The sequence below is a fragment of the Methylobacterium sp. NPDC080182 genome, from assembly GCF_050281105.1.
Lineage (GTDB): Bacteria > Pseudomonadota > Alphaproteobacteria > Rhizobiales > Beijerinckiaceae > Methylobacterium.
The window spans coordinates 209,278-233,187 of the sequence record NZ_JBNNWO010000013.1; the positions used below are offsets into that span (position 1 = coordinate 209,278).

The 23,910-nt window shown below is 71.2% G+C and carries 21 protein-coding genes; 2 read left to right on the forward strand and 19 right to left on the reverse strand.

Annotated elements, in window-relative coordinates; translation table 11 throughout:
* Nucleotides 1–98 precede the first annotated feature (98 nt).
* The 5 genes from lpxD to ACQKQD_RS22800 form a co-directional block, all read right to left on the reverse strand.
* Nucleotides 99–1,157, reverse strand: a complete 1,059-nt coding sequence (gene lpxD / locus ACQKQD_RS22780; RefSeq protein ID WP_020092986.1) for a UDP-3-O-(3-hydroxymyristoyl)glucosamine N-acyltransferase — start codon at nt 1,155–1,157, stop codon at nt 99–101.
* Nucleotides 1,158–1,207: 50 nt separating this feature from the next.
* Nucleotides 1,208–3,778 (reverse strand): outer membrane protein assembly factor BamA, encoded by a 2,571-nt coding sequence (gene bamA / locus ACQKQD_RS22785; protein WP_026604899.1) that lies wholly within the window; start codon nt 3,776–3,778, stop codon nt 1,208–1,210.
* 422 nt (nt 3,779–4,200) lie between these two features.
* On the reverse strand, nt 4,201–5,355 hold the full coding sequence (locus ACQKQD_RS22790) for a M50 family metallopeptidase (RefSeq protein WP_020092984.1): 1,155 nt from the start codon (nt 5,353–5,355) through the stop codon (nt 4,201–4,203).
* 180 nt (nt 5,356–5,535) lie between these two features.
* Nucleotides 5,536–7,122: a DHA2 family efflux MFS transporter permease subunit gene (locus tag ACQKQD_RS22795; protein ID WP_091680447.1), complete on the reverse strand. Its 1,587-nt coding sequence runs from the start codon at nt 7,120–7,122 to the stop codon at nt 5,536–5,538.
* Nucleotides 7,123–7,130: 8 nt separating this feature from the next.
* The gene (locus tag ACQKQD_RS22800; protein ID WP_427509636.1) at nt 7,131–8,393 is read right to left on the reverse strand and encodes an HlyD family secretion protein; all 1,263 of its coding nucleotides are present in this window, start codon (nt 8,391–8,393) and stop codon (nt 7,131–7,133) included.
* A gap of 137 nt (nt 8,394–8,530) precedes the next feature.
* Here ACQKQD_RS22800 and ACQKQD_RS22805 point away from each other — a divergent pair, with 137 nt between their 5' ends.
* Nucleotides 8,531–9,169, forward strand: coding sequence for a TetR/AcrR family transcriptional regulator (locus tag ACQKQD_RS22805; RefSeq protein ID WP_427509637.1), 639 nt, complete (start codon nt 8,531–8,533; stop codon nt 9,167–9,169).
* Nucleotides 9,170–9,282: 113 nt separating this feature from the next.
* Here ACQKQD_RS22805 and dxr read toward each other — a convergent pair whose 3' ends face one another.
* The 6 genes from dxr to ACQKQD_RS22835 form a co-directional block, all read right to left on the reverse strand.
* The gene (dxr, locus tag ACQKQD_RS22810) at nt 9,283–10,461 is read right to left on the reverse strand and encodes a 1-deoxy-D-xylulose-5-phosphate reductoisomerase (protein ID WP_091680444.1); all 1,179 of its coding nucleotides are present in this window, start codon (nt 10,459–10,461) and stop codon (nt 9,283–9,285) included.
* Nucleotides 10,462–10,480: 19 nt separating this feature from the next.
* Nucleotides 10,481–11,338: a phosphatidate cytidylyltransferase gene (locus tag ACQKQD_RS22815; RefSeq protein ID WP_427509638.1), complete on the reverse strand. Its 858-nt coding sequence runs from the start codon at nt 11,336–11,338 to the stop codon at nt 10,481–10,483.
* Between the two features lie 19 nt (nt 11,339–11,357).
* Nucleotides 11,358–11,921 carry a ribosome recycling factor gene (gene frr, locus ACQKQD_RS22820; protein WP_020092978.1) on the reverse strand — a complete coding sequence of 188 codons (564 nt, stop codon included), beginning with the start codon at nt 11,919–11,921 and terminating at the stop codon, nt 11,358–11,360.
* Between the two features lie 113 nt (nt 11,922–12,034).
* Entirely contained in the window at nt 12,035–12,757 is a 723-nt protein-coding gene (pyrH, locus tag ACQKQD_RS22825) for a UMP kinase (protein WP_026604897.1), read from the reverse strand.
* A gap of 499 nt (nt 12,758–13,256) precedes the next feature.
* Complete coding sequence (tsf, locus tag ACQKQD_RS22830; protein ID WP_042676079.1) at nt 13,257–14,183, reverse strand: translation elongation factor Ts; 927 nt, start codon at nt 14,181–14,183, stop codon at nt 13,257–13,259.
* Nucleotides 14,184–14,301: 118 nt separating this feature from the next.
* On the reverse strand, nt 14,302–15,369 hold the full coding sequence (locus tag ACQKQD_RS22835) for a 30S ribosomal protein S2 (protein WP_020092974.1): 1,068 nt from the start codon (nt 15,367–15,369) through the stop codon (nt 14,302–14,304).
* A 324-nt stretch (nt 15,370–15,693) separates the two neighbouring features.
* Between ACQKQD_RS22835 and ACQKQD_RS22840 the strand changes: the two genes are divergently transcribed.
* Nucleotides 15,694–15,867: a hypothetical protein gene (locus tag ACQKQD_RS22840; RefSeq protein WP_427509639.1), complete on the forward strand. Its 174-nt coding sequence runs from the start codon at nt 15,694–15,696 to the stop codon at nt 15,865–15,867.
* Nucleotides 15,868–15,884: 17 nt separating this feature from the next.
* Here the strand turns inward: ACQKQD_RS22840 and ACQKQD_RS22845 are convergent, their stop codons facing one another.
* From ACQKQD_RS22845 to dxs, 8 genes are all read right to left on the reverse strand, one after another.
* Complete coding sequence (locus ACQKQD_RS22845; protein WP_020092972.1) at nt 15,885–16,625, reverse strand: pseudouridine synthase; 741 nt, start codon at nt 16,623–16,625, stop codon at nt 15,885–15,887.
* 13 nt (nt 16,626–16,638) lie between these two features.
* On the reverse strand, nt 16,639–17,544 hold the full coding sequence (locus ACQKQD_RS22850; protein WP_091680439.1) for a class I SAM-dependent methyltransferase: 906 nt from the start codon (nt 17,542–17,544) through the stop codon (nt 16,639–16,641).
* Nucleotides 17,545–17,692: 148 nt separating this feature from the next.
* The gene (gene era, locus ACQKQD_RS22855) at nt 17,693–18,691 is read right to left on the reverse strand and encodes a GTPase Era (protein WP_020092970.1); all 999 of its coding nucleotides are present in this window, start codon (nt 18,689–18,691) and stop codon (nt 17,693–17,695) included.
* A complete protein-coding gene (gene rnc / locus ACQKQD_RS22860) occupies nt 18,688–19,467 on the reverse strand; it encodes a ribonuclease III (RefSeq protein WP_081636475.1) in 780 nt (259 codons plus the stop codon). The genes era and rnc overlap by 4 nt, the downstream gene beginning before the upstream one ends.
* Entirely contained in the window at nt 19,464–20,249 is a 786-nt protein-coding gene (gene lepB, locus ACQKQD_RS22865) for a signal peptidase I (protein ID WP_020092968.1), read from the reverse strand. The genes rnc and lepB overlap by 4 nt, the downstream gene beginning before the upstream one ends.
* 188 nt (nt 20,250–20,437) lie before the next feature.
* Nucleotides 20,438–20,848 carry a holo-ACP synthase gene (acpS, locus tag ACQKQD_RS22870; protein ID WP_020092967.1) on the reverse strand — a complete coding sequence of 137 codons (411 nt, stop codon included), beginning with the start codon at nt 20,846–20,848 and terminating at the stop codon, nt 20,438–20,440.
* Nucleotides 20,845–21,594: a pyridoxine 5'-phosphate synthase gene (locus ACQKQD_RS22875; protein WP_427509640.1), complete on the reverse strand. Its 750-nt coding sequence runs from the start codon at nt 21,592–21,594 to the stop codon at nt 20,845–20,847. Before ACQKQD_RS22875 ends, acpS begins: the two co-directional genes overlap by 4 nt.
* A gap of 159 nt (nt 21,595–21,753) precedes the next feature.
* On the reverse strand, nt 21,754–23,733 hold the full coding sequence (gene dxs / locus ACQKQD_RS22880) for a 1-deoxy-D-xylulose-5-phosphate synthase (RefSeq protein WP_427509641.1): 1,980 nt from the start codon (nt 23,731–23,733) through the stop codon (nt 21,754–21,756).
* Nucleotides 23,734–23,910 lie beyond the last annotated feature (177 nt).

Genomic DNA, 23,910 nt, shown 5'->3' on the forward strand with positions numbered 1-23,910 from the left:
CCTCGACTTGCCGCCATCGGCGGCCCGCAATCCGGCCGCCACCGGGGCGCCGACCGCCCTATTCGGAAGAAATCGCCGGAAGCGCAAGGCCTTCCCGGTCAGGCGTCGTCTCCGGCGGGCTCCTTGCCCGAGCGTTCCGCGAGCCGCGCGAGCGTCGTCAGCTCGCGGAACCAAGCCCGCACCGGCTTGGCGGGCGTCCCGCCCCAGCGGCTGCCCGGCGGCACGTCGCGGTTGACGTTGGACGAGCCGGCGATCTGCGCGCCGCGACCGATGCGCAGGTGGCCGACGACGCCGACCTGCCCGCCGAGGACGACGTAATCCTCCAGCGTGGTCGAGCCCGAGATGCCGACCCCCGACACGATGACGCAGTGGCGCCCGATCACGACGTTGTGGGCGATCTGCACGAGGTTGTCGATCTTGGTGCCCTCCCCGATCACCGTGTCGCGCGAGGCGCCCCGGTCGACCGTGGTGTTGGCACCGATCTCGACGTCGTCCTGCACGATGACCCGCCCGACTTGCGGCACCTTGAGGTGGGTGGCGCCCATGGCGAAGCCGAACCCGTCCTGTCCGAGCCGGGCCCCCGGATGCAGGATCACCCGGTTGCCGAGGAGGGCGTGGCTGAGGGTCGTGCCCGCGCCGATCGCGCAGTCGCGCCCGATCCGGACGCCCGGCCCGATGACGGCGTTCGGCCCGATCACCGTGCCGGCGCCGATCTCGGCTCCCGGCCCGATCACCGCGCCGGGATCGACCGTGACCCCGTCCTCGAGCCGGGCCTCGGGATGGACGTGGGCGCCGGAGGCGACGCCGCGGACCGCGAACTGGGAACCGGGACGCAGCGCGTCCGGGTGCAGGCGGCCGAGCAGGGCCGCGTAGGCGCGGTAGGGATCGCGGCTGACGAGGGCGACGGTTCCGGCGGGGCAGCGCGCCGCGAAGCGGGGCGAGATGAGGCACACGCCCGCACGCGTCGCCGCGAGGGCGTCGCCGTAGCGGGCGTTGTCCATGTAGGCGAGGTGGTCCGGACCGGCACTCTCCAGGGAGGCCGCGCCGCTGAACCGGCGATCCGGATCCGCTCCCTCGGGGAGGCCGAGGCCGGCGGCGGCCGCGATCTCGGCCAGGGTGAGGCCGGTGGCGGCGGTGAAGAAGACGGGATCTGTCATGTCCGACAACGCGCCGGCCGGGAGAATCCGGCCGGCGCGCGTGTTTTTTATCAGAAGCGCGAGCCGCCGGAGAAGCGGAAGGCCTGGACCTGATCCGCGCCGATATGGCCGAACTTGCCGAGGATCGGGACGAACACCTTCTGACCCTCGTCCTTGGACAGAGCGTAGGCGTAGTCGAACCGGATCGGGCCGAGCGGCGAGTTCCACAGGATGGACGCGCCGATCGAGGAGCGGATCGCCGCCGTGTCGCGGACGTTCACGCATTCCGGCTCCACGCCGATCGTGAAGGCGTTGAAGTTGCACTTCCCGGTCGTCGGCGAGATGCCGTTGATGAAGGCGTCGCCGTTCACGTTGAAGTTCCGCTGGCCGTGATAGCCGAACAGCGTGCCGGCATCGGCGAAGAGCGCGCCTTTCAGGCCCAGATCCCGCGGAACGAGGGGCAGCGGGAACTGCACTTCGAGGGTGCCGCCGACGTAGGTCGAGCCGCCGATGGCGTTCGAGCGGGCGTCGGCGATGCCGACGTCGCGCGGACCGATGCCGTTCGGCGCGAAGCCGCGGACCAGCGACGGGCCGAGGAAGAACTGGTCGGTCACCCGCAGCGGGTCGTTGTTGAGCGACGAGATGTGGCCGCCCTGGAAGCGGATGAAGCCGACCACGTCCTCGAAGATCTCCTTGTAGTACCGCGCGTCGGCGGTCACGCGGAAGAACTTGGAGTCGCCGCCCAGGCCCGCGACGTCGGGCTTCAGCTCGGCGTAGAGACCGTTGCGGGGCGCGCCGATCACGTCGAGGGTCGAGTAGGCGAGCGTCAGGCCGGCCAGCGAGGTCAGCGTGTTGCCTTGCGAGCCCTTAATGGCGATCGAGGCCTCGCCGTCATACGCGCAGTTCGGGTAGATCGACTGGCCGCCGATGTTGCGGCCGGTGTTCGGGTCGATCGTGCCCGCCGCGTAGGTGGCGGTGTAGCCGGGGATCGGGATCGAGCAGTCGTTGTACGGCCGCTTGAGGGTGTTCGGCACCTTCAGCTCGGTGTTGTACAGCGAGTAGCGCAGCGTGATGCCGAACTCCTCGGTGATCGGCAGGCCGAGGCGCAGCTGACCGCCGTACACCGTGGTCTCGTAGCGCGAGTACCGGGTCAGGTCGGAGTACTTGTAGAAGGCATCGAAGCCCGCCGCGAGGCGGTAGCCGAGGAAGTACGGCTCGGTGAAGGAGAAGTCGACGCCGCGCGAGTACTGGCCGCCCGTGCCGGCGAGGCGGACGTACTGGCCGCGACCGAGGAAGTTCGACTCGGAGACCGAGACCTCGCCGATGATGCCGTCCTGGGTGGAGTAGCCGCCCGCCACCGAGAACGAGCCCGTGGGCTGATCCTCGACGTCGATGTTGATGACCACCCGGTCCGGGGCCGAGCCCGGCTCGTTCGAGAAGCGGACCTTCTTGAAGAAGCCCAGGCCGTTCAGGCGCCGCTCGGCGCGGTCGGTCAGCACGCGGTTGTAGGCATCGCCCTCCGCGATATCGAGCTCGCGGCGGATGACGTAGTCGCGGGTGCGGGTGTTGCCGCGGATGTTGATGCGCTCGACGTAGACGTGCGGGCCGTCCTCGACCACGAAGCCCAGGGAGACCTGGTGGCTCGCCGGGTCGCGCTGGCCGGTCGGGCGGACCTGCGCGAACGGGTAGCCGGCGCGGTTGACCTGGCGGGTGACGTTGTTGAGCGTCTTCTCGACGTCGTCGGCGTTGTAGACGTCGCCCACGGAGGTGGCGATGTCGCTGTCGAGCTTCGCGGTGTCGAGGCCCGGCAGGCGGGAATCCACCTGGACGGCGCCGACCCGGTACTGCTCGCCCTCGCTCACCGTGATGGTGATGACGTAGCCGGACTTGTCGCCCTCGACGTAGCGCGCGTCGGCGCTGACCACCTGGAAGTCGGCGTAGCCGTTCTTCAGGTAGTAGCGGCGGACCTGGTCGAGGTCGTTGGTGATGCGGTCGGGATCGTAGACGTCGGAGGTCTTGATGAACGACAGGAAGTTCATCTCCGAGGAGCTCATCAGCCCCTTCAGCGTCCGTTCCGAGTAGGCGTTGTTGCCGACGAAGTTGATCGAGAGGATGCCGGTCTTGTCGCCCTCGTCGATCTGGTAGATCACGTCGACGCGGCCGTTGGGCAGGTCGACGGTCCGGTAGGTCACCTTGGCGGTGCCGCGGCCGAAGCGCTTGTAGACGTCGCGGATGCGCGCGAGGTCGGCGTTGATGATCGCCTCGCTGTAGGGCCCGCGGGACTTGGCCTCGACCACCCCTTCCAGGGTGGCCTTCTCGATCTTCTTGTTGCCCTCGAAGACCACGCGGTTGATCAGGTTGTTCTCGCGGACGGTCACCACCGTGCGGCCACCCGACTGGGCGACCTTCACGTCGGAGAACATCCCGCTAGCGAGCAGGTTGCGGCGGGCCTCCTCGGCGGAGCCGGACGCCGTCCCGGTCACGTAGGACCGGATCGTGTCGGCATCGACGCGCTGGTTGCCCTGGACGACGATCTGCTGCGCCTGGGCAGCCCCGCTCAGGACGACACCCAGACCGGCAGTGACTAGGACGATGGTTTTCCGCACCGACTTACGTCGGGGCTTCCCCGTCAACGACATCATGCAATCGCCCGTTTCTGTTCTGGTCGCGGGGGTTAGCCCGTCACGGGCGACCGTTGATCGGCCGTCCCGTCACCTGGTCCAAGCGTGGCTTCGGTCCAAGCGTAGCTCTTAGCGGGATTCCCCTGCCAAGCAAACGCGCGGGAGGCCATCGTCAGGGGATTTTGGGGGGTCGTGGCCTTCGCGCCACTTAACGGTGCGGTCAGCTTACGGGCAAACCGCGGATCATGGTGAACGCGCCGTAAACGCCTGAGCGACCGGCCCTTTTTCGCGCCGCTCGCGGTCGCGCGAACGTTCCGTTAACCCTGTTTCGGCGCGTCGGCGCGGCGTCATCCGGGCGGTGTCCGGGCGAGATCGCGGCGGGATTGGGGCAGCGTTTCCGGTGGAGATCCGGCGGCGATCCTCGGATCCCCGCCGGCCCCGGATCAGGTGTTCCGCCAGGAGGCGCCGAGGTTGAGGATGTCGTTCCAGGCGGCGAACAGCATCAGCATCAGCACGAGGGCGAGGCCGATGCGGAAGCCGATCTCCTGGGCCCGCTCGCTCAGCGGGCGGCCGCGCACCACCTCGAAGGCGTAGAACAGCAGGTGGCCGCCATCGAGCAGCGGCACCGGGAACAGGTTGAGCAGGCCGATCGAGACGGAGAGCAGGGCGATCAGCCCGACCAGGCCGCCGACGCCGCCGGTCTTGGCGACCTCGCCGGAGACGCGGGCGATGCCGATCGGACCCGAGAGCTGGTCGGCGGATTCCCGCCCGGTCACCAGCTTGCCGAGATACGAGAAGGTGCGCTCGACGACGAAGTAGGTCTCCTTCACGCCGAGATTGAGCGAGTCGAGCGCCCCGTACTGCACGAGCCGCGCCTCCGAGCCCGCGGGCGAGCGGATGCCGAGCCGGCCGATCCGGTGGCGGCCGAACGGCGTCTTCTCCTCGAAGGTGGCCGGCGTCGCCTGGATAGTGATGGGCTGGTCGTTGCGCTCGACCGTGAAGGTCAGCGGCGTCCCGGCGCTGCCGGTCACCGTGCGGTACATGGCGTTGAAGTCGCCGATCTTCTCGCCGTCGATCGCGGTGATCACGTCGCCGGGCTGGAAGCCGGCCTGGGCGGCGACGCTGTTCGGCTCCACCGACGAGACCCGGGCGGGCAGCTCGTAGCGGCCGCCGAGCCAGATGGCGCCCGCGAAGAGCAGGATCGCCAGGATGAAGTTGGCCACCGGGCCCGCGGCGACGATCGCGGCGCGCTTGGACACGGGCTGGGTCGGGAAGCTGATCGCCCGCTCGTGCGGGCTCATCCGGGCGACCGCCTCGGGATCGGGCATGCTGGCGCCGTTCACGTCGCCGTGGAACTTCACGTAGCCGCCGAGCGGGATCGCGCAGACCTTCCAGCGGGTGCCGCGCCGGTCGTTGAACCCGAACAGCTCGGGACCGAAGCCGAGCGAGAAGGCGTGCACGCCGACCCCGCACCAGCGCCCGACCAGGAAGTGGCCCATCTCGTGCACGAACACCACGACGGTGAGCACGAACAGGAACGGGATCACGGCGCCGAAGAAACCGCCGGCGGTTCCGCCCATCGCGTTGAGGAAGTCCATAAGCCGTATCCTGGCCGTCTCGGCGCCGGCTTCTCGGGCCGGCCATCCGCCCTGTCTAGCAGATCGGCGGTGCCGACCGCCAACGCAATCCTGCGGCCCGGCCGCGGAAGGTCGCACGCGCCGTCCGATTCCGCACCGGCCGATCGCGCGGGGTCGGTCCCGCCCGTCGGGGACCGCCCGTCAGTGGCCGCCGCCGCCGCCCGCGCCGGCCTTCGGCCGCCGGATCATGGGGACCGCGCAGGCCATCGCGAGGAACAGGACGGTGAGGGACAGGAACACGTCCTCGAAGGCCATGACGAGGCCCTGGATCCGCACCGTGTTGGTCATCGCCTTCAGCGCCATGTCGGAGGCGGCGCTGCCGTAGGCGTCGAAGCCGCGCTGCATCGCGTCGAGCCGCTCCAGCGCGGCCGTGTTCGCCCAGGTGAAGCGCTCGTGCAGCCGGGCGAGGTGCAGGTCCCAGCGGTCGTTGAGGATCGTGTTGATCAGCGCGAGCCCGACCGCGCCGCCGAGGTTGCGGGTCAGGTTGAACAGCCCTGAGGCGTTCTTCATCCGCGCCGGCGGCAGCGTGCCCAGTGCGATGTTGTTGATCGGGATCATGCAGAGCATCAGCGAGCAGCCGCGCAGGATCTGCGGCACGAGCAGCTCGTAGAAGTCCCAGTCCTTGGTGAGGCCCGTGACGATCCACGTGCCGCAGGCGAAGCCGACGAAGCCGATCCCCATCATGATCCGGGGATCGACCTTGCCCGAGAGCCGGCCGGCGATCGGCGCGGTGGCGAACATGCACAGGCCGGAGACGAACATCGTCTCGCCGATCATCAGCGCCGAGTAGCCGCGCACCCGGGCGAGGTAGACCGGGTAGATGTAGGTCAGCCCGTAGAGGCCGATGCCCAGCACGAAACTCGCCACGCAGCCGCTGGCGAAGTTCCGGTCCGAGAAGGCCCTGAGATCGACGATCGGCTGCTTCGCCGTGAAGACCCGCCAGAAGAACAGCAGCGCCGACGTCCCGCAGACGATTGCGCAGGCGAAGACCGCCTCGTCCTGCAGCCAGTCGTGGTTGGGGCCCTCCTCCAGCACGTATTCGAGGCAGCCGAGGAAGCCGGCCATGAAGGCGAGGCCGGCCCAGTCGAACGACCGGATCAGGCCGTAATTGGGCTCGTCGAAATCGACCAGGATCCAGGTCGAGACCGTCACGAAGATGCCCGGCACGACGTTGATGAGGAACAGCCAGTGCCACGACATCAGGTCGGTCAGGTAGCCGCCCACCGTCGGCCCGATCGTCGGCGCCAGCGTCGCCACGAGGCCGATCATCGGCGAGACGATGGTCCGCTTCGAGGGCGGGAAGATCGTGAAGGCCGCGGCGAAGACGGTCGGGATCATGCCGCCGCCGATGAAGCCCTGGAGCGCCCGCCAGACGATCATCTCGCCGATCGACGAGGAGGTGGCGCACATCAGGCTCATTAGGGTGAAGCCGCCCGCCGAGATGGCGAACATCCAGCGCGTCGAGAGCACCCGCGACAGGGTGCCGGAGAGCGGGATCGAGATGACCTCGGCGATCAGGTAGCTGGTCTGGACCCAGGGGATCTCGTCGCCGGAGGCCGAGAGCCCGGCCTGGATCTCGTTCAGGGAGGCCGAGACGATCTGGATGTCCAGGATCGCCATGAACATGCCGAAGACCATGCAGACGAACGCCACCATGCGGCGGCGGTCGAGGGGCGGCTCGGCGGCGCGGATCGGCGCGCCGGGCGCGAGAGCGGCACTGGCGGCCATCGCCGGTCTCAGCGGCTGGCGGTGCTGACCGGCCGCGGCGCGGAGGCGCGGTCGAGGACGGAGCGGTCGGCGCCGGTGCGGGTGTCGACCCGGACCACCGCCGACAGGCCCGGCCGCAGCAGGCCCTCGCGGGCGACCTCCTCGGGCACGCGCACCCGCACGGGCAGGCGCTGGACGATCTTGGTGAAGTTGCCGGTGGCGTTGTCGGGCGGCAGCAGGCTGAACACCGAGCCGGAGGCCGGCGAGAACGATTCCACCACGGCGTGGATCTCGCGGTCCGGATAGGCGTCGACCGTCACGGTCACCGGCTGGCCGGGACGCATGCGCTCGACCTGGGTCTCCTTGAAGTTCGCGTCGATCCGGACGCTCTGGAGCGGGACCAGGGCGGCGATCCGCGTGCCGGGCCCGACATAGGCGCCGGCCTCGACGGCCTTGTTGCCGACCACCCCGTCGAAGGGCGCGCGGATCGCCGTGAAGTCGAGGTCGCGCCGGGCCCGGTCGACGGCGGTGCGGAGTTCCGCCGCGAGGCTCTCCGCCTCGCGCTTCTGCGCCTGGAGCACGTCCACGTTGGCGCGGGCCGCGAGGAGGCCGGCCTCCATGGCCTTCACGGAGGCCTCGGTGCGGTCGCGGTCGGCGCGGGTCTGGTCGATGCGCGACTTGGCGACGTAATCCGCCTGCATCTGCGTCGACCGGGCGAAGTCGGCCTGGGCGCGGATGGCGTCGGCGCGGGTCGCGTCGAGCTGCGCGGCGGCCTGGGCGACCTGGGCCTGCGCCGCCTCGGCCTGCCGGCCGATCCGCGCGATCGTGCTCTCCTGGGTGGCGAGCTTGTCCTGCGCCGCCTGCAGCGCGAGGCGGTAGTCGCCGTCGTCGAGCTTGGCGATGACGTCGCCCCTCTTCACGGCGAGGCCGTTCACGACCGGCACCGACTGGAGATAACCCGGGATCTTGGCCGCCAGGACCGAGATGTCGGCCTGGACGTAGGCGTCGTCGGTCGAGACGAAGAACCGCCCGACGGTCCACCACTGCCATCCCTGATACGCGCCGCCGCCCAGGGCGGCCGCCAGCAGTCCGAGCAGGACGAGCCGCTTCACGGAGCGCTTGCGGGCGGGCGGCGCCTCGACCGGCACGGGCGTCGGCAGGGACGCCGCGGCGGGGGCCGGCGCGGCCGGCGCCGTGCGCTCGGCGCGCGCCTCGTCTCCGGCTTCGATTCGGGCCTCAATAGCGGCATCGAGACCGGAAATCGGCCGATCGGCGTCCTCGCGAAGGGACATATCAGCGCCTCGACATCAATGACCGAACCGTTCGGTCAATAACGAGGCACGGCTTGACGCGCCCCCGAAGAAGCCGCAGGTTATTTTGACCGAACGGTTCGGTCAAGCGTGACGGTGTCACGGTGCGGAGCGGGATCATGGCTCAGGGTGCGGCGTTGGAGCGGGGTCAGGCCCAGCACGAGGGCGACAAGCGGCAGCAGATCCTCGAGGGCGCGCGGACGGTGTTCCTGGCGGCGGGGTTCGACGGCGCCAGCATGGGCGAGATCGCGCGGGCGGCCGGGGTCTCGAAGGGCACGCTCTACGTCTACTTCGAGAACAAGGAGGACCTGTTCGAGGCGCTGACCATCCAGGAGAAGGCCAGCCTCGCCGAGGCCCTGTTCACCCTGGACGCGGACGATCCCGACGTGCCGGGCGTCCTGACCCGGCTCGGAAGCAGCTTCCTGACCGAGATGTGCCGGCCGGCGCACGTCTCGCTGGTCCGCATGGTCATCGGCGCGAGCGAGAAGTTTCCGCGCTTCGGGCAGGTCTACTACCAAGCCGGTCCGGCCTGCGGCGTCGAGCGCCTCTCGCGCTACCTCGACGCGCAGGTCCAGGCGGGACGCCTGACGATCGCCGACACCGAGCTCGCGGCCCGGCACTTCCTGCATCTCTGCCAGGCGGGTCTGCTGACCCGCCTGCTGTTCGCGGCGGGCGGCATCGCCGGCGAGGCCGAGATGCGCCATCAGGTCGACGAGGCGGTGCGGGTGTTCCTGGCCGGGTACGGCCCCACGCGCTGAGGCGCGGCTCAGGCGGGAAACGTCTCTGCGAGCGCAGCGAAGCAATCCAGCGGCGCGACATTCTGCGAGCGTGGCGTCGCTGGATTGCTTCGCTGCGCTCGCAATGACCGGGTTCAGCCGGCGGCGCGCAGCTCCGGCAGGGCCTCGGCGCTCCAGATCCGCACGTGGGCGTCGATGGCGAGCGCCTCGTCGACGTCGGCGGGCGCGGCCCGGTACTGGCCGGCGAAGTGGGTGCAGGCGCGCTCGACCAGATCGCTGATCCCGTAGAAGCCGATCCGGCCGGCGATGAAGGCCGCCACCGCGATCTCGTTGGCGGCGTTCATCACGGTGGGCGCCGCGCCGCCGGCGGCCAGGGCCGCGCGGGCGATCCGCAGGCACGGAAAACGCGCCTCGTCCGCGGCCTCGAAGGTCAGCGAACCGAGCTTCACGAGGTCGAGGGGCCGGCCCCGCTCGATCGTCAGCCGGTCGCCGAGGCCGAGGCAGTGCGAGATCGGCACGCGCATGTCGGGCAGCGCCAGCTCGGCGGTCACCGCCCCGTCGAGCCAGTAGACCATGCCGTGGATCACCGATTGCGGGTGCACGACCACGTCGAGGCGCTCGGGCTCGATGCCGAACAGGTGGTGCGCCTCGATCAGCTCGAGCCCCTTGTTCATCAGGCTCGCCGAATCGATGTTGATCTTCATGCCCATCGACCAGGTCGGATGGGCGGCGGCCTCGGCCGCGGAGGCGGCGGCGATCCGCTCGCGGGTCCAGGTCCGGAACGGGCCGCCCGAGGCCGTGATCATCATGGTGCGGACGTCGGCGAGCGGCCGGCCGGCCAGCGCCTGGCTCAGCGCGTCGTGCTCGGAATCCATCGGCAGGATCGTGGCGCCGTAGCGGGCGGCGTCGCGCATGAAGGCGTCGCCGGCGCAGACCAGGCTCTCCTTGTTGGCGAGCGCGACCTTGCGGCCGAGCCGGAGGGCGGCGTGGGTCGATTTCAGCCCGGCCGCCCCGCTCACGGCGGCGACGACGATGTCGGCGTCGCGGGCGGCGGCCTCCATGACGGCCGCCTCCCCCGCCCCGCTCGGGATGCCGGAGCCCGACAGGGCCTCGGCCAGCGCCGGGCCGGCGGCCTCGTCGGCGAGCGCCGCGAAGGAGGCGTTGAGCTCGCGGGCGACCTTGGCCAGGGCGACGGGATCCTTGCCGCCGACCAGGGCGCCGACGCGGAACCGGTCGGCGTGCTGCGCCAGGAGGTCGGCGGTGGAGCGGCCGATCGAGCCGGTGGCGCCGAAGACGGTGACGACCTGGGTCACGGGTTCAACTCCCTCATCGTCACGTGATCAGACCGCCGCCGCGCAGGGCGAGATAGACGGCCGCCAGCACGGCGACCGCGAAGAATCCGTCGAGCCGGTCCATGACGCCGCCATGGCCGGGGATGATCTTGCCCGAATCCTTGACGCCGTAATGGCGCTTCAGGCCGGATTCGATCAGGTCGCCGGCCTGACTCAGCACCGAGGCGAGCGCGCTCACGCCCGCCACGACCGGGAGAGAGGCGGCGCTGGGCAGGGTCATCCCGGCGAGGTCGGCGACCACCGGGACCAGCGTCCCGGCGGCGACCGCGCCGACGAGGCCGCCGAGGGCGCCCGACCACGTCTTGTTGGGCGAGACCCGGGGCATCAGCTTGGGGCCGCCGATCTTCCGGCCGGCGAAGTAGGCCGCGATGTCGGTGGACCAGACCACCGCGAACATCCAGGCCGGCCCGACCAGGCCGATGGCGGGGTCGTCGCGCAGGGCCACCGGCACCGCCGCAATCGCCGCCGCGCCGAGCACGCCGAGGAAGGCGCGGAGCCGGCCCCGTCCGGTCCGCGCCACCGTGGCGCAGGCCGCGGCGCCGAGCAGCAGGACCGCGAGGCAGGCCGGCGTCGGGGCGCCGCCGCGCTGGCAGAGCAGCAGGGCGCCGAGCGTCGCAGCGCCCAGCGCGATCAGCACCTCGCGGGGCTCGGTGCGGCTCATCACCATCCACTCGGCGAAGCCGACGATGCCGGCGGCGAGCCAGATCCCCGCGAAGGGCCAGCCGCCATAGACCAGAGCGGCCAGCACGCCGGTGCCGAGCACGAGGCCCGAGGCGACGCGCAGCCACAGCTCGCGCCGTCCCGAGGGACGCGTGGCCGGTGCGGCGGCGGAGGTCACGCGCGTCCTGCCCTTCGCCTCAGACCTGCATGATCTCCTTCTCCTTGGACGCCAGCACGCCGTCGATCTCGGCGATGTACTGGTCGGTCGCCTTCTGCACGTCGGTGGCCTGACGCTTCTCGTCATCCTCCGAGATGGCGCTGTCCTTCAGGAGCTTCTTGAGATGGTCGAGGCCGTCCCGGCGCACGTGGCGCACGGCGACGCGGGCCTCCTCGGTGTACTTGTGGGCGACCTTGACCATCTCCTTGCGGCGCTGCTCGTTCATCTCGGGGATGCGGAGCCGGATGGTCTGCCCCTCGGTCTGCGGGTTGAGGCCGAGGTCGGATTCGCGGATCGCCTTCTCGACGGCCGTGACCATGCTGCGGTCCCAGACCGAGATCGACAGGAGCCGCGGCTCCGGCACGCTGACGGTGGCGACCTGGGCCATCGGCATCATCGAGCCGTAGGCGTCGACCTGGATCGGGTCGAGGAGCGACGGCGTGGCGCGCCCGGTGCGCAGCGAGCCGAGATCCTTCGAGAGCGAGGACACAGCGCCCTGCATGCGGCGCTTGATGTCGTTGAGATCGAATTCCGGTGTGGCCATGAGGGTCGTCCCGAGACGTCTGACGTGGTCTTGAGCCCGGCGCGGGCAGTCGCGGCCTCAATGGACGAATTTTTTCAGGGCCGCAAACGGTCGCGGCCCGGTCGTGCCGCGCGTCAGGGCGCCACGAGGGTCGAGGGCGCGTCGCCCGACAGGATCGCGGCGATCGAGCTCGGCGGGTGGAGCGAGCCGACCACGATCGACAGGCGGCTCTCCCGGGCCAGCGCGAAGGCGGCGGTGTCCATCACCTTCAGGTCGCGGGCGATCGCCTCGTCGTGGGTGATGCGGTCGTAGCGCGTGGCGCTCGGATCCTTCTTCGGATCCGCCGAGTAGACGCCGTCCACCTGCGTCGCCTTGAGGACCGCGTCGCAGCGCAGCTCGGCGGCGCGCAGCACCGCCGCGGTGTCGGTGGTGAAGAACGGGTTGCCGGTGCCGCCGGCGAGGACGACGACCTGGCCCTTGTCCAGGTGGTGCAGGGCCGGCTGGCGGGCGTAGGTCTCGCAGATGGTCGGCATCGACACCGCCGACATGGTCCGCGCCTGCACGCCCGCGGCGTTGAGCGCCGTCTCGATGGCCAGCGAGTTCATCACCGTGGCCATCATGCCGAGCGAATCCCCGGTCGCCCGGTCGATCCAGCCGGCCGCGGAGATCCGCGCGCCGCGGATCATGTTGCCGCCGCCCACCACGATGGCAATCTCGGCGCCCGACTCGATCGTGCGGGCGATGTCCTCGGCGAGCGCCGCCAGCGTCGGCGGATGCAACCAGTAGCCGTCGGGAGCGGCGAGCGCCTCACCCGACAGCTTCACGAGGATACGGCGAAACGGCGTCGTCTCCGGCATCTGGGCCCCCGGCTCCATCCCGCATCGCGTGAGCGGGGAGGCTTCTACGTCAACCGCCCGAGCGCCGTCGAGGGGCCCGGCCCGGATCCGGCGGGGATCGTGGGTACAAGGCCTGCGCCGCGCGAACGGCGCGCGGCCGTGGAGGATGTCTGCGCCGCCTTCGCGGTTCGGGTGCGGAACGGTGAAATCCCGGTCGATGCGGCGCCGGCGTGACGGCGATCCGCCGCGCCGGCGCCCGTTCTCAACTGCCAGCCAGGACGCCGACGGCGCCGAAGACGGTCATGGCGAGGCCGGAGGCGAACACGCCGATCATGAGGTAGGAGAAGGGCTTCAGAGGCATGCCCGGAACTTAGCGCGGCGCCGCACGGCGGGGTGTGCGGCGCGACACGACCCTGCGCGGATCGATCGGGCGCCTCCGGAAACGCGAAGCCCCGCCCGGCGCGTGCCGGACGGGGCTGATCTCACGACGGCCCGGCAAACCGGGCGCTCGCGGTCGGTGTCAGGCGCGGCCAGCCTGCTGGGCGACCTCGGTGGCGAAGTCCGGACCCTCTTCCTTCTCGATGCCGTCGCCCAGCGCGTAGCGGACGAAGCCCGTCAGGGTCACGGGGCCGCCGACCTTGGAGCCGGCCTCCTTGAGGACCTGGCTCACCGTCTTGGAGCCGTCGTGCACGAAGGGCTGCTCCAAAAGGGTGACCTCCTTGTAGTAGCTCTTCAGGCCGCTCTCGACGATCTTGGCCATCACGTGGTCCGGCTTGCCGGCGTTCTTCTCGCGCAGGATGTTCGACTCGCGCTCCACCGTGGCGGCGTCGACGCCCGAGGCGTCCAGCGCCACCGGGTTGGTCGCCGCGATGTGCATGGCGATCTGGCGACCCAGTGCCGAGAGCGCGTCGACGTCGCCCTCGGACTCGAGCGCCACGAGCACGCCGATCTTGCCGAGGCCCTCGGAGATCTGGTTGTGCACGTAGGAGGCGATGACGCCCTTCTTGACCTCGAGCTTGGTGACCCGGCGCAGGTTCATGTTCTCGCCGATGGTGGCGATCAGGGCCTGCAGCTTCTCCGAGACGGTCTCGGTGGCGCCCGGGAAATGGGCGGCCTGGAGGCCCTCGAGCGTGCCGTCGGTGTTGAGCGCGATCTTGGCGGCCTCGCGGGCGAAAGCCTGGAAGGCGTCGTTGCGGGCGACGAAGTCGGTCTCGGAGTTCACCTCGACCACGGCGGCGTGGCGGCCGGCGGACTCGACGGCGACGAGGCCCTCGGCGGCGACGCGGCCGGCCTTCTTGGCGGCCTTGGCGAGACCCTTCTTGCGCAGCCAGTCGACGGCGGCCTCGATGTCGCCCTGCGTCTCGTTGAGCGCGCCCTTGCAGTCCATCATGCCGGCGCCGGTCTTCTCCCGGAGCTCCTTCACCATCGCGGCGGTGATGTTGGCCATGGCGGTCCCTTTCGTGTGGTCTGGATGCGAGAGGCCCGGCGCGCGGGTGAGCGGCCGGGCCCGGTATGCCTGGATCCGCGACGGCCCGATGACGGTGCCGCCGCGAAGCCCCGTTGGATCAGGCCGCGGCGGCGGCCTCGACGAAGCCGCGGGCCTGCGAGACCCACGAGTCGCGGTCGATGCGGCCGTTGAGCTTCAGGTCGGCATCGACCTTGGCGACGTCCTCGGGGGTCATCGCGGCGAGCTGCCAGTAGTGGTAGATGCCGGCGTCGTTGAGCTTCTGCACGATCTGCGGGCCGGCGCCGTTGAGCTTGGTCAGGTCGTCCGGCGCGCCGCGCGGGGCGGCGAGCAGCTCGAAGTGCTCGGTCGACTCGGCGAGCATCGCCACGTCGGCCGGGTCGAGGGCGTCGGACTCGACCGTGACGGCCGCGTCGTCGTTCGCCGGCAGTTCCTCGGCCATCGGCTCCTCGGAGGCGCCGATATCCATGCCCGACGAGCCCTGGGCGCGCGAGATGCCGTCGATGGCGGCCTTGGCGATCAGGTCGCAGTACAGCGCGATCGCGCGGCCGGCGTCGTCGTTGGCCGGGACGATGTAGCTGATGCCGTCCGGGTTGCAGTTGGTGTCGACGATGGCGGCCACCGGGATGCCGAGGCGGTTCGCCTCCTTGATCGCCAGCTGCTCCTTGTTGGTGTCGATCACGAACAGCAGGTCCGGCACGCCGCCCATGTCCTTGATGCCGCCGAGCGCCTTCTCGAGCTTCTCCTTCTCACGGGAGAGCATCAGGCGCTCCTTCTTGGTCAGGCCCGGGCCGCCGGTCTCCAGCGTCTCGGTGACCTTGCGCAGGCGCGAGATCGAGCCCGAGATGGTCTTCCAGTTGGTGAGCATGCCGCCCAGCCAGCGGGAGTTGACGTAGTACTGGGCCGAGCGCTTGGCCGCCTCGGCGATCGTGTCGGCCGCCTGGCGCTTGGTGCCGACGAACAGCACGCGGCCGCCCTTGGCGACGGTGTCGCTCACCGCCTGCAGCGCCTGGTGCAGCGCCGGCACGGTCTGGGCGAGGTCGATGATGTGGATGTTGTTGCGGGTGCCGAAGATGTACGGCTGCATCTTCGGGTTCCAGCGGTGGGACTGGTGACCGAAATGGGCGCCCGCCTCGAGGAGCTGACGCATAGAGAAATCGACGGCCATGGCTCTTGTGCTCTCCGGTTATATCCGCCGCGGAGGGATGCGGTCGGCCGAGAGTTCGGACGACCACCGGAAACGCCTCATTCAGGCATGAGGCCGGCTCCGCGTGTGGGATGGGCGGGCGCTTAGCAGAGGGCGGGTCCGAAGGCAAGAAGCGGCGGGGCGTCGCGGGCCAGCCCTCAATCACAGCCTGTGTTCAGACCGCTTGCAACACGCGGGCTCGCCTCGCGAGAGTTCGGACCATGGCGGCGGTCGCCTTCGACACCCTGAAATTCGCCCGGATCCTCCGGGGGAAGGCCAAGCTCTCCCCGGAACAGGCGGAGGGCCATGGCCGATGCCATGGCGGAAGCGTTGCAGGGCGATCTCGTCACGAAAGCGGATCTGCGCGCCGAGCTGGCGGATACGCGGTCCGAAATCGTGCGCTGGGTGGCGGGCCTGATCGGCTTCCAGACACTCGCTGTGATCGGCGCGGTCGTCGCCCTCGCCCGGGCGCCGCACTGACAGGCGCGCAGCCCGGATCACCCGCCCGCGAACACCGCCGCCACGTCGTCGGCCGTCATCACCCGGTACGCCCCCGCCGGCAGGTCCGCCGGCAGAGCGAGACCGCCGACCCGGTCCCGGTGCAGCGCCGCGACGTGGTTGCCGACGGCGGCGAACATCCGGCGGACCTGGTGGTAGCGGCCCTCCGTCAGCGTCACCGCGCAGCGCGTGGCATCCTCGACGTCGAGCCGCACCGGCAGGAGCGGGCGCTCCTCGCCCTCCAGCACGAGCGTCCCTGCGGCGAACACCTCCGCCTCGCGGCCGGTCAGCGGCCGGTCGAGGGTCACGCGGTAGCGCTTCGCCACCTGGGCCTTCGGGCTGATGATCCGGTGCAGGAGCGCCCCGTCGTCGGTCAGCAGCAGCAGGCCCGAGGTCTCCTTGTCGAGGCGTCCCACCGTGGAGAGCGGCGGGTCGCGGCGGCGCCAGCGCTCGGGGAGCAGCCCGTAGACCAGCGGGCCCGCCTCCTTGTGCGAGCAGGTGACGCCCAGCGGCTTGTGCAGCATCAGGCACAGGCCGGGGAGCGGGTCCAGGGCCTCGCCGTCGATCGTGAGGCGCTCCGGCAGGTCCGGCGCGAGGGCGATCCGGTCGCCGGCCTCCGCGAGCTCCGCGCCGTCGAGGCGGATCGCGCCGGCGCGGGCGAGCGCCTGGATCTCGCGGCGCGAGCCGTAGCCGAGATTGGCGAGGAGCTTGTCCAGGCGGACGGATCGCGCCGCGCTCATGGAAACGGCGCGCTCACCGGCGAGCCTCGTAGACCCGGTAGCCGTTCGCCTGGACGGCCACCGCGACGTGCCGGAACGCCTCGCGCAGGCTCGCCTCGTAGGGCAGGTGCGCGTTGGCCACGAGCCACAGCGCCCCCCCGGGGCGCAGGGCCTCGGCGGCCCGCGCGATGAACGCCCGGCCGAGCGCCTGATCCTCGCTCCCGCCCTCGTGGAACGGCGGGTTCGTGACGACGAAATCGAGGTGATCCGGCACGGCGCCGGACGCCCGGATATCCGCCCACAGAATCGTCGCCCGCGGGTCGGCGACGTTGCGGCGCGCCATCTCGACGGCGCGCCGGTCGATCTCCAGCAGGGTCAGGGCGGTGACGGCCTCGGAGCCCAGGACGGCCCGCGAGAGGATCCCGAGCCCGCAGCCGAAATCGGCGCCGCGACCCTTGAGGGCCGGGAGGTTCGCGAGCAGCAGCGCCGTGCCCGGATCGAGCCGGTCCCACGAGAAGATGCCGGGCTGCGTGCAGAGGGCGAGGTTGTCGACGTGGCGCGGGCCGCCCTCGTCGATCGCCTCGGCGAGGCCGGCCGGCGCCGTCGGCCGCTCCGCCGTGCAGATCCTGTGGTGCCGGCGCGGCTGGTCCGCGGCCGCGCAGCCGAAGGTCGTCAGCTCCTTGGCGAGGCGTGTGCCGCCGCGATCCTTGGGCGCCAGGGCGACCATGCGGCCGCCCGGCCCGAGGGCGCGCAGCACCTGGGCCAGCACGTAGCGCCGCTCGACCGTCCCGGGCGGCGCCAGCACGGTGGCCGAGTCGAGGCTGTTCTCGGACAGATCCTCGAGCCGCGCGGCGCCGGGGATCAACGGGGAGAGCTGGACGGCGTCGCCCGGGACCTCGGCGAGGTCCACCGGCGGCAGGCCGTAGACGGCGTGGCGCATAGACGATTCGGGATTTGGAGTGCCGAAACCGGAACGCGAATCCGCGGCGGAGCGGGGTAAACCCGCGCCCGACTCGATTCATCCGGGGGAACTCCGCGTTTATACCGGAACCGGCCGCGAAGCCCAGCCTCCCGCGCGGCCCGGCGCGTCAGCCCCGCGGAAATTCCAGGCCCATCTCGCGGTAGCGGGCCGGGTCGTCGGCCCAGTTCTCCCGCACCTTCACGTGCAGGAACAGGTGGACCTTGGCGTCGGCCGCCTCGGCGATCTCGATCCGGGCCGCCTGCCCGATCGACCGGATGGTCTGGCCGCCCTTGCCGAGCACGATCGAGCGCTGGCTCTCCCGCTCGACGAAGATCGTCTGCTCGATCCGCACCGAGCCGTCGGGCCGGATCTGCCACTGGTCGGTCTCCACCGTGGAGCGGTAGGGCAGCTCCTCGTGCAGCCGGTCGTAGATCTTCTCCCGGGTGATCTCGGCGGCGAGCATGCGCAGGGGCGCGTCCGAGACCTGATCCTCCGGATACAGCCACGGGCCCGCCGGCATGCGGGCGGCCAGCGCCCGGCGCAGGTCGGCGACGCCGTCGCCGTTGAGCGCCGAGATCATGAAGGTCTCGGCGAAGGGCGCGGCGGCGTTGAGCTTGGCGGCGAGATCGAGCAGCCGCTCGCGCGGGATCAGGTCGATCTTGTTGAGGATCAGCAGTTTCTCGCGCTTCACCTCGCCGAGCCGGCCGAGCACCGCCTCGACTTCCGCGTCGACACCCTTGCGCGCGTCGACCAGCAGGCAGACGGCGTCGGCGTCGGCGGCGCCGCTCCAGGCCGAGTGGACCATCGCGCGGTCGAGGCGGCGCTTGGGCGCGAAGATGCCGGGGGTGTCGACCAGCACGACCTGGGCGGAGCCCTCGATGAGGATGCCCCGCACCAGGGCCCGGGTCGTCTGCACCTTGCGGGAGACGATCGAGACCTTGGTGCCGACGAGGTTGTTGAGCAGGGTCGACTTGCCGGCATTCGGCACGCCGATCAGCGCGACGAAGCCGGCCCGGGCGTCGGCGGGCGTGCCGGGAAGGGTGGACGGGTCGCGCGCGGGGTCCCGGGCCGGCGCGATGCCGGGTCCGTCCTGCGCGTCGTGATCGTCCTGCTCGTGCGCGCTCATGCTGTCTCCGTCGGTTCCGCGTCCGCGGAGGCCCCGATTCCCTCCCGCTCCATCAGCGCCCGCGCGGCGGCCTGCTCGGCGATCCGCTTCGACGTGCCGTCGCCGAGACCGGGCTCCAGGCCCTCGACCTGCACGGCGATGCGGAACCGGGGCGCGTGGTCGGGACCGGTGCGCTCCACCACCTCATAGGTGGGGATCGGCAGGCTGCGGCCCATGGCCCATTCCTGCAGGGCGGATTTGGCGTCGCGGCCCCGCGCCGCCGCGGTCGGCTCGCCGGGATGGAAATGCGCCTCGACCACCGCCCGGGCGGCGTCGAACCCGGCATCGAGGTAGATCGCACCCAGGATCGCCTCGCAGACGTCGGCCAGGATCGTCTGGTTGCGCCGGCCGCCGCCCATGACCTCGCCCTGGCCGAGGATCAGGTGCGGGCCGACCTCCCAGGAGGCGGCCACGGCCGCGCAGGTCTCGCGCCGGACCAGGGCGGCCAGGCGCCGGGAGAGGTCGCCCTCGTCGGCCTCCGGAAAGGCGCCGTAGAGACGGTCGGCGACCGCGAGCCCGAGCACGCGGTCGCCGAGGAATTCCAGGCGCTGGTAGCTGCCGCCCCGGCCGCTCGCCTTGCTGGTGTGGGTCAGCGCGCGGGTGAGCAGGTCCTGATCGCCGAAGCTGTGGCCGATCCGCTCCTCGAGCGCGGTCAGCGGCGGGCGCGGCTTGTGGGCCCGCCGGGATCGGGCGTTGGCCCGGGGCTGCGCGGCGTCGTCCAAGTCCGGGCCGGTCAATGGATCGTCGTGAACAGGCGCGACCAGCGCACGTGGGCCGGCCAGTTCCAGACCTGCCAGGCCGGCGTGCCCTCGTCGATCGAGAAGAAGATCATCTCGGCGCGCCCGACCAGGTTGGCGAACGGCACGTAGCCGACATTGGCGAGATCGCGCGAATCGGTGGAGTTGTCGCGGTTGTCGCCCATCATGAAAAAGTGACCGGGCGGGACCGTGTACAGCTCGGTCTTGTCCCAGAAGCCGTTGTCGCCGTCGCGCTCGATCACCCGGTGGACCACGCCGTTGGGCAGGGTCTCCAGGTACTGGGGCACCTTGGTCGGCTGGCCGTAGGGATCGGTGGTCTCGTAGTCGGCGATCCGCTCGCGCTTGACCGCCTTGCCGTTGATGTTGAGCACGCCGTCGATCATCTGGATCTTGTCGCCCGGCAGGCCGATCACGCGCTTGATGTAGTCGGTCGAATTGTCCTTGGGCAGCTTGAACACCGCGATGTCGCCGCGCTTCGGGTCCGCGCCCCAGATCCGGCCGTCGGCCTGGATCGGGATGTACTCCGAAAGCGGCAGCGAGTACTTGGAATAGCCGTAAGAATATTTTGACACGAACAGGTAGTCGCCGATCAGCAGGGTCGGCACCAGCGAGCCGGACGGGATGTTGAACGGCTGGAACAGCAGGGTCCGCACCACAAGGGCGATCAGCAGCGCCTGGATGCCGACCTTCAGCGTCTCGCGGATGCTGGCCCAGGTGCCGGTGTCGGCAGGTTTCCTGAGCGGCTTGCCGTCGTAATCCACGCGCGCGTTCCGTCTTCGATTGAGGTGCGACGCCCGCGATCCGCGGGGCGCGGCCCCGCCGCGCGCGGCCTGATGTGCGGTTGTCCCGAGGAATGCGCCGCAATCGTGTCCGCCGTGTCCGGCGGTCTAGACCATGCGCGAGCCCCCCGCAACGCGCGACCGCCGCAGGCTAATCCGCGACGGCGGCCTCAACCGGCGACAGGGACCGGTAAGGCCTCGATGATCACGAAGGCTTGCGCCATCGGCGGATCGTCCGTGAGGCTCACGTGGAGCCGCGCCGCGTGCCCCGCCGGCAGGAGTTCCGCGAGCCGCTCGGCCGCGCCGCCCGCGAGACGCAGGGTCGGCTGCCCGGAGGGCAGGTTCACCACCTCCATGTCGCGCCAGAACACGCCGGCGCTGAGGCCGGTGCCGAGCGCTTTGGCGCAGGCCTCTTTGGCGGCGAAGCGGCGCGCGTAGCCCTCGGCGCGGGCGGCCCGCCGGTCGCAGCGGGCCCGCTCCCCGTCGGTGAAGACCCGGTGGGTGAAGCGCTCGCCGTGCCGCTCCAGGGTCCGGGCGATCCGGCGGATGTCGCAGAGATCCGAGCCGATCCCGACGATCATGGGCGCCGCGCCCGGTCCATGGCGGCCCGCATGTCGCGCACCGCCCGGTCGAGCCCCACGAAGATCGCGTCGGCGATCAGGGAATGGCCGATATTCAGCTCCCGGATCTGCGGCAGGGCCGCCACCGGGCCGACGCTGCCGAGGGTGAGCCCGTGGCCCGCGTGGATCTCGAGGCCGAGGCCGGCCCCGTGCTCCGCCGCGCGCCGGATGCGGGCGAGCTCGTGCGCGGTCCGGGCGTCGTCGTCCTCCAGCGCCGCCTCGCAGTAGCTGCCGGTGTGCAGCTCGACCACGGGCGCCCCGAGGGCGCGGGCGGCGTCCATGATCGCGGGCTCGGGCTCGACGAACAGCGAGACGCGGATGCCGGCCTCCGCGAGGGCGCGGATGCGCGGCGCCAAGTGCGCGCGGCCGCCGACGATGTCGAGGCCGCCCTCGGTGGTGCGCTCCTCGCGCTTCTCCGGGACGAGGCAGGCGGCGTGCGGGCGGGTGTCGAGGGCGATCGCCACCATCTCGTCAGTGGCGGCCATCTCGAAGTTGAGCGGCACGGACAGGCCGCGCTTGAGCGCCGCGATGTCGGTGTCGCGGATGTGGCGCCGGTCCTCGCGCAGATGCGCGGTGATCCCGTCGGCGCCCGCCTCGACGGCGAGCAGGGCCGCCCGCACCGGGTCCGGATAGTCGCCGCCGCGGGCGTTGCGGACGGTCGCGACGTGATCGATGTTGACGCCCAGGCGCAGTTTCTCGGAGGTCATCCGCTCGTTCGTCCCCGTGTCGGCGCGGCGCGACAGGCTCACCGGGGGGTCGGAAGGCGCCGCGCGCCCTCACCCCGTGCCGGCGATATGCGGAGGATCGCGCGCGCCGGCAAGACGGTCGGGGTTCGGGGGGCGGGCTCCGGCGGCCGGCCCGCCCGGTCAGGCGAGCCGCAGGCGCGACCGGCTGTCCTTCCGCTCGGGCAGGGTGTCGAGGGCGGTCCTGACGATGGTCGTGGCGTCGAGGCCCGCCTCGGCGTACATCTTCTCCGGGCTGTCGTGGTCCTGGTAGGCGTCCGGCAGCGTCATCGTCCGCACCCGCACGCCGCCCGCGTCCAGGGCGCCGCGCTCGGCCAGCAGGTGCAGCACCATCGCGCCGAACCCGCCCCGCGAGCCCTCCTCGATCGTGATCAGAACCTCGTGGTCGCGCGCGAGCTCCAGGATCAGCGCCTCGTCCAGCGGCTTGGCGAACCGCGCGTCCGCCACCGTCACCGCCACGCCCTGCTCGGCCAGCGTGTCGGCCGCCTTCAAGGCCTCCGACAGGCGCGTGCCGAGCGACAGCAGCGCCACACGCGCCTCCGCGTCCCGGCGCACCACCCGGCCCTTGCCGATCGCCAGCGCCTCGCCCCGCTCCGGAAGCTCGACGCCCACGCCCTCGCCCCGCGGGTAGCGCAGCGCGATCGGGCCCGTGTCGTGCGCGTGCGCGGTCGCCACCATGTGCACCAGCTCGGCCTCGTCGGAGGCCGCCATCACGGTCATGTTCGGCAGGCAGCACAGGTAGGCGAGGTCGAACGCGCCCGCGTGCGTCGCCCCGTCGGCGCCGACCAGCCCCGCCCGGTCCAGGCAGAACCGCACCGGCAGGTTCTGCAGCGCCACGTCGTGCACCACCTGGTCGTAGGCCCGCTGCAGGAACGTCGAGTAGATCGCCACGAACGGCCGGTAGCCCTCGGTGGCCAGACCGCCCGCGAACGTCACCGCGTGCTGCTCGGCGATGCCGACGTCGAAGGTCTTGTCCGGGTGCGCCTTGCCGAACAGGTCGATGCCGGTGCCCCCCGGCATCGCCGCGGTGATAGCCACGACCTTGTCGTCGGCGTCGGCCGCCTTGATCAGGCTCTCGCCGAACACCCGCGTGTAGGCCGGCGCGTTCGGCTTGGCCTTGGCCTGGACCCCTGAGACCACGTCGAACTTGACCACGCCGTGGTAGCGGTCGGCGCTAGCCTCGGCCGGGGCGTAGCCCTTGCCCTTCTGGGTGACGACGTGGAGCAGGATCGGGCCGTGCTCGGCGTCGCGGACGTTCTTCAGGACCGGCAGCAGGTGGTCGAGGTTGTGCCCGTCGACCGGGCCGACGTAGTGGAAGCCCATCTCCTCGAACATGGTGCCGCCGCCGACCACGAGCGAGCGGGCGTATTCCTCGGCCGCGGCGGCGCGCTGGTAGAGCGCCTTGGGCAGGAGCTTGCCGAGCTGCTTGGCGGTCTCGCGCAGGGACTGGTAGGCGCCGCCCGAGGCGAGGCGGGCGAGGTAGGCCGACATGGCGCCGACGGGGGGCGCGATCGACATGTCGTTGTCATTGAGGATGACGATCAGGCGCGAGTGCAGGGCGCCGGCGTTGTTGAGGGCCTCGTAGGCCATGCCGGCCGACATCGAGCCGTCGCCGATGACCGCGATGGCGTTGCGGCGCTTGGGCGGGCGGTTCTTCGACTTGGCGGCGGCGTTGTCGAGGTCGCGGGCGACCGCCATGCCCAGCGCGGCCGAGATCGAGGTCGAGGAGTGGGCGGCGCCGAAGGGGTCGTAGACGCTCTCGCTCCGCTTGGTGAAGCCGGACAGGCCGCCGCCCTGGCGGAGCGTCCGGATGCGGTCGCGGCGCTCGGTGAGGATCTTGTGCGGGTAGCACTGGTGTCCGACGTCCCAGACGATGCGGTCGTCGGGGGTGTCGAACACGTGGTGCAGCGCCACGGTCAGCTCGACCACCCCCAAACCCGAGCCGAGATGGCCGCCGGTGATCGAGACCGCGTCGATCATCTCGGCGCGCACCGCGTCGGCCACCGCCTGCAGCTCCGACTCCGGAAGGCGCCGCAGCGCCGAAGGAGACGGAACGCGGTCCAGCAACGCCGATTGCTCAGGGGAGAGTGCCAATGCTCGCATCCGTTCGTTCGAGTATGGCGACGGCTCCGTCGCGGGCTCTCGGCAACCGCGACGCCAGCAGCCCGGGGACACGCGTTCATGCTAGAACCCGCCCGTCCGTCGCTGTCATGATAGTGCCAGTTACGGACGATCGGCGGCGCGATCAATGTCGGGCCGGCGTTTTTTTCAGTCACGTGC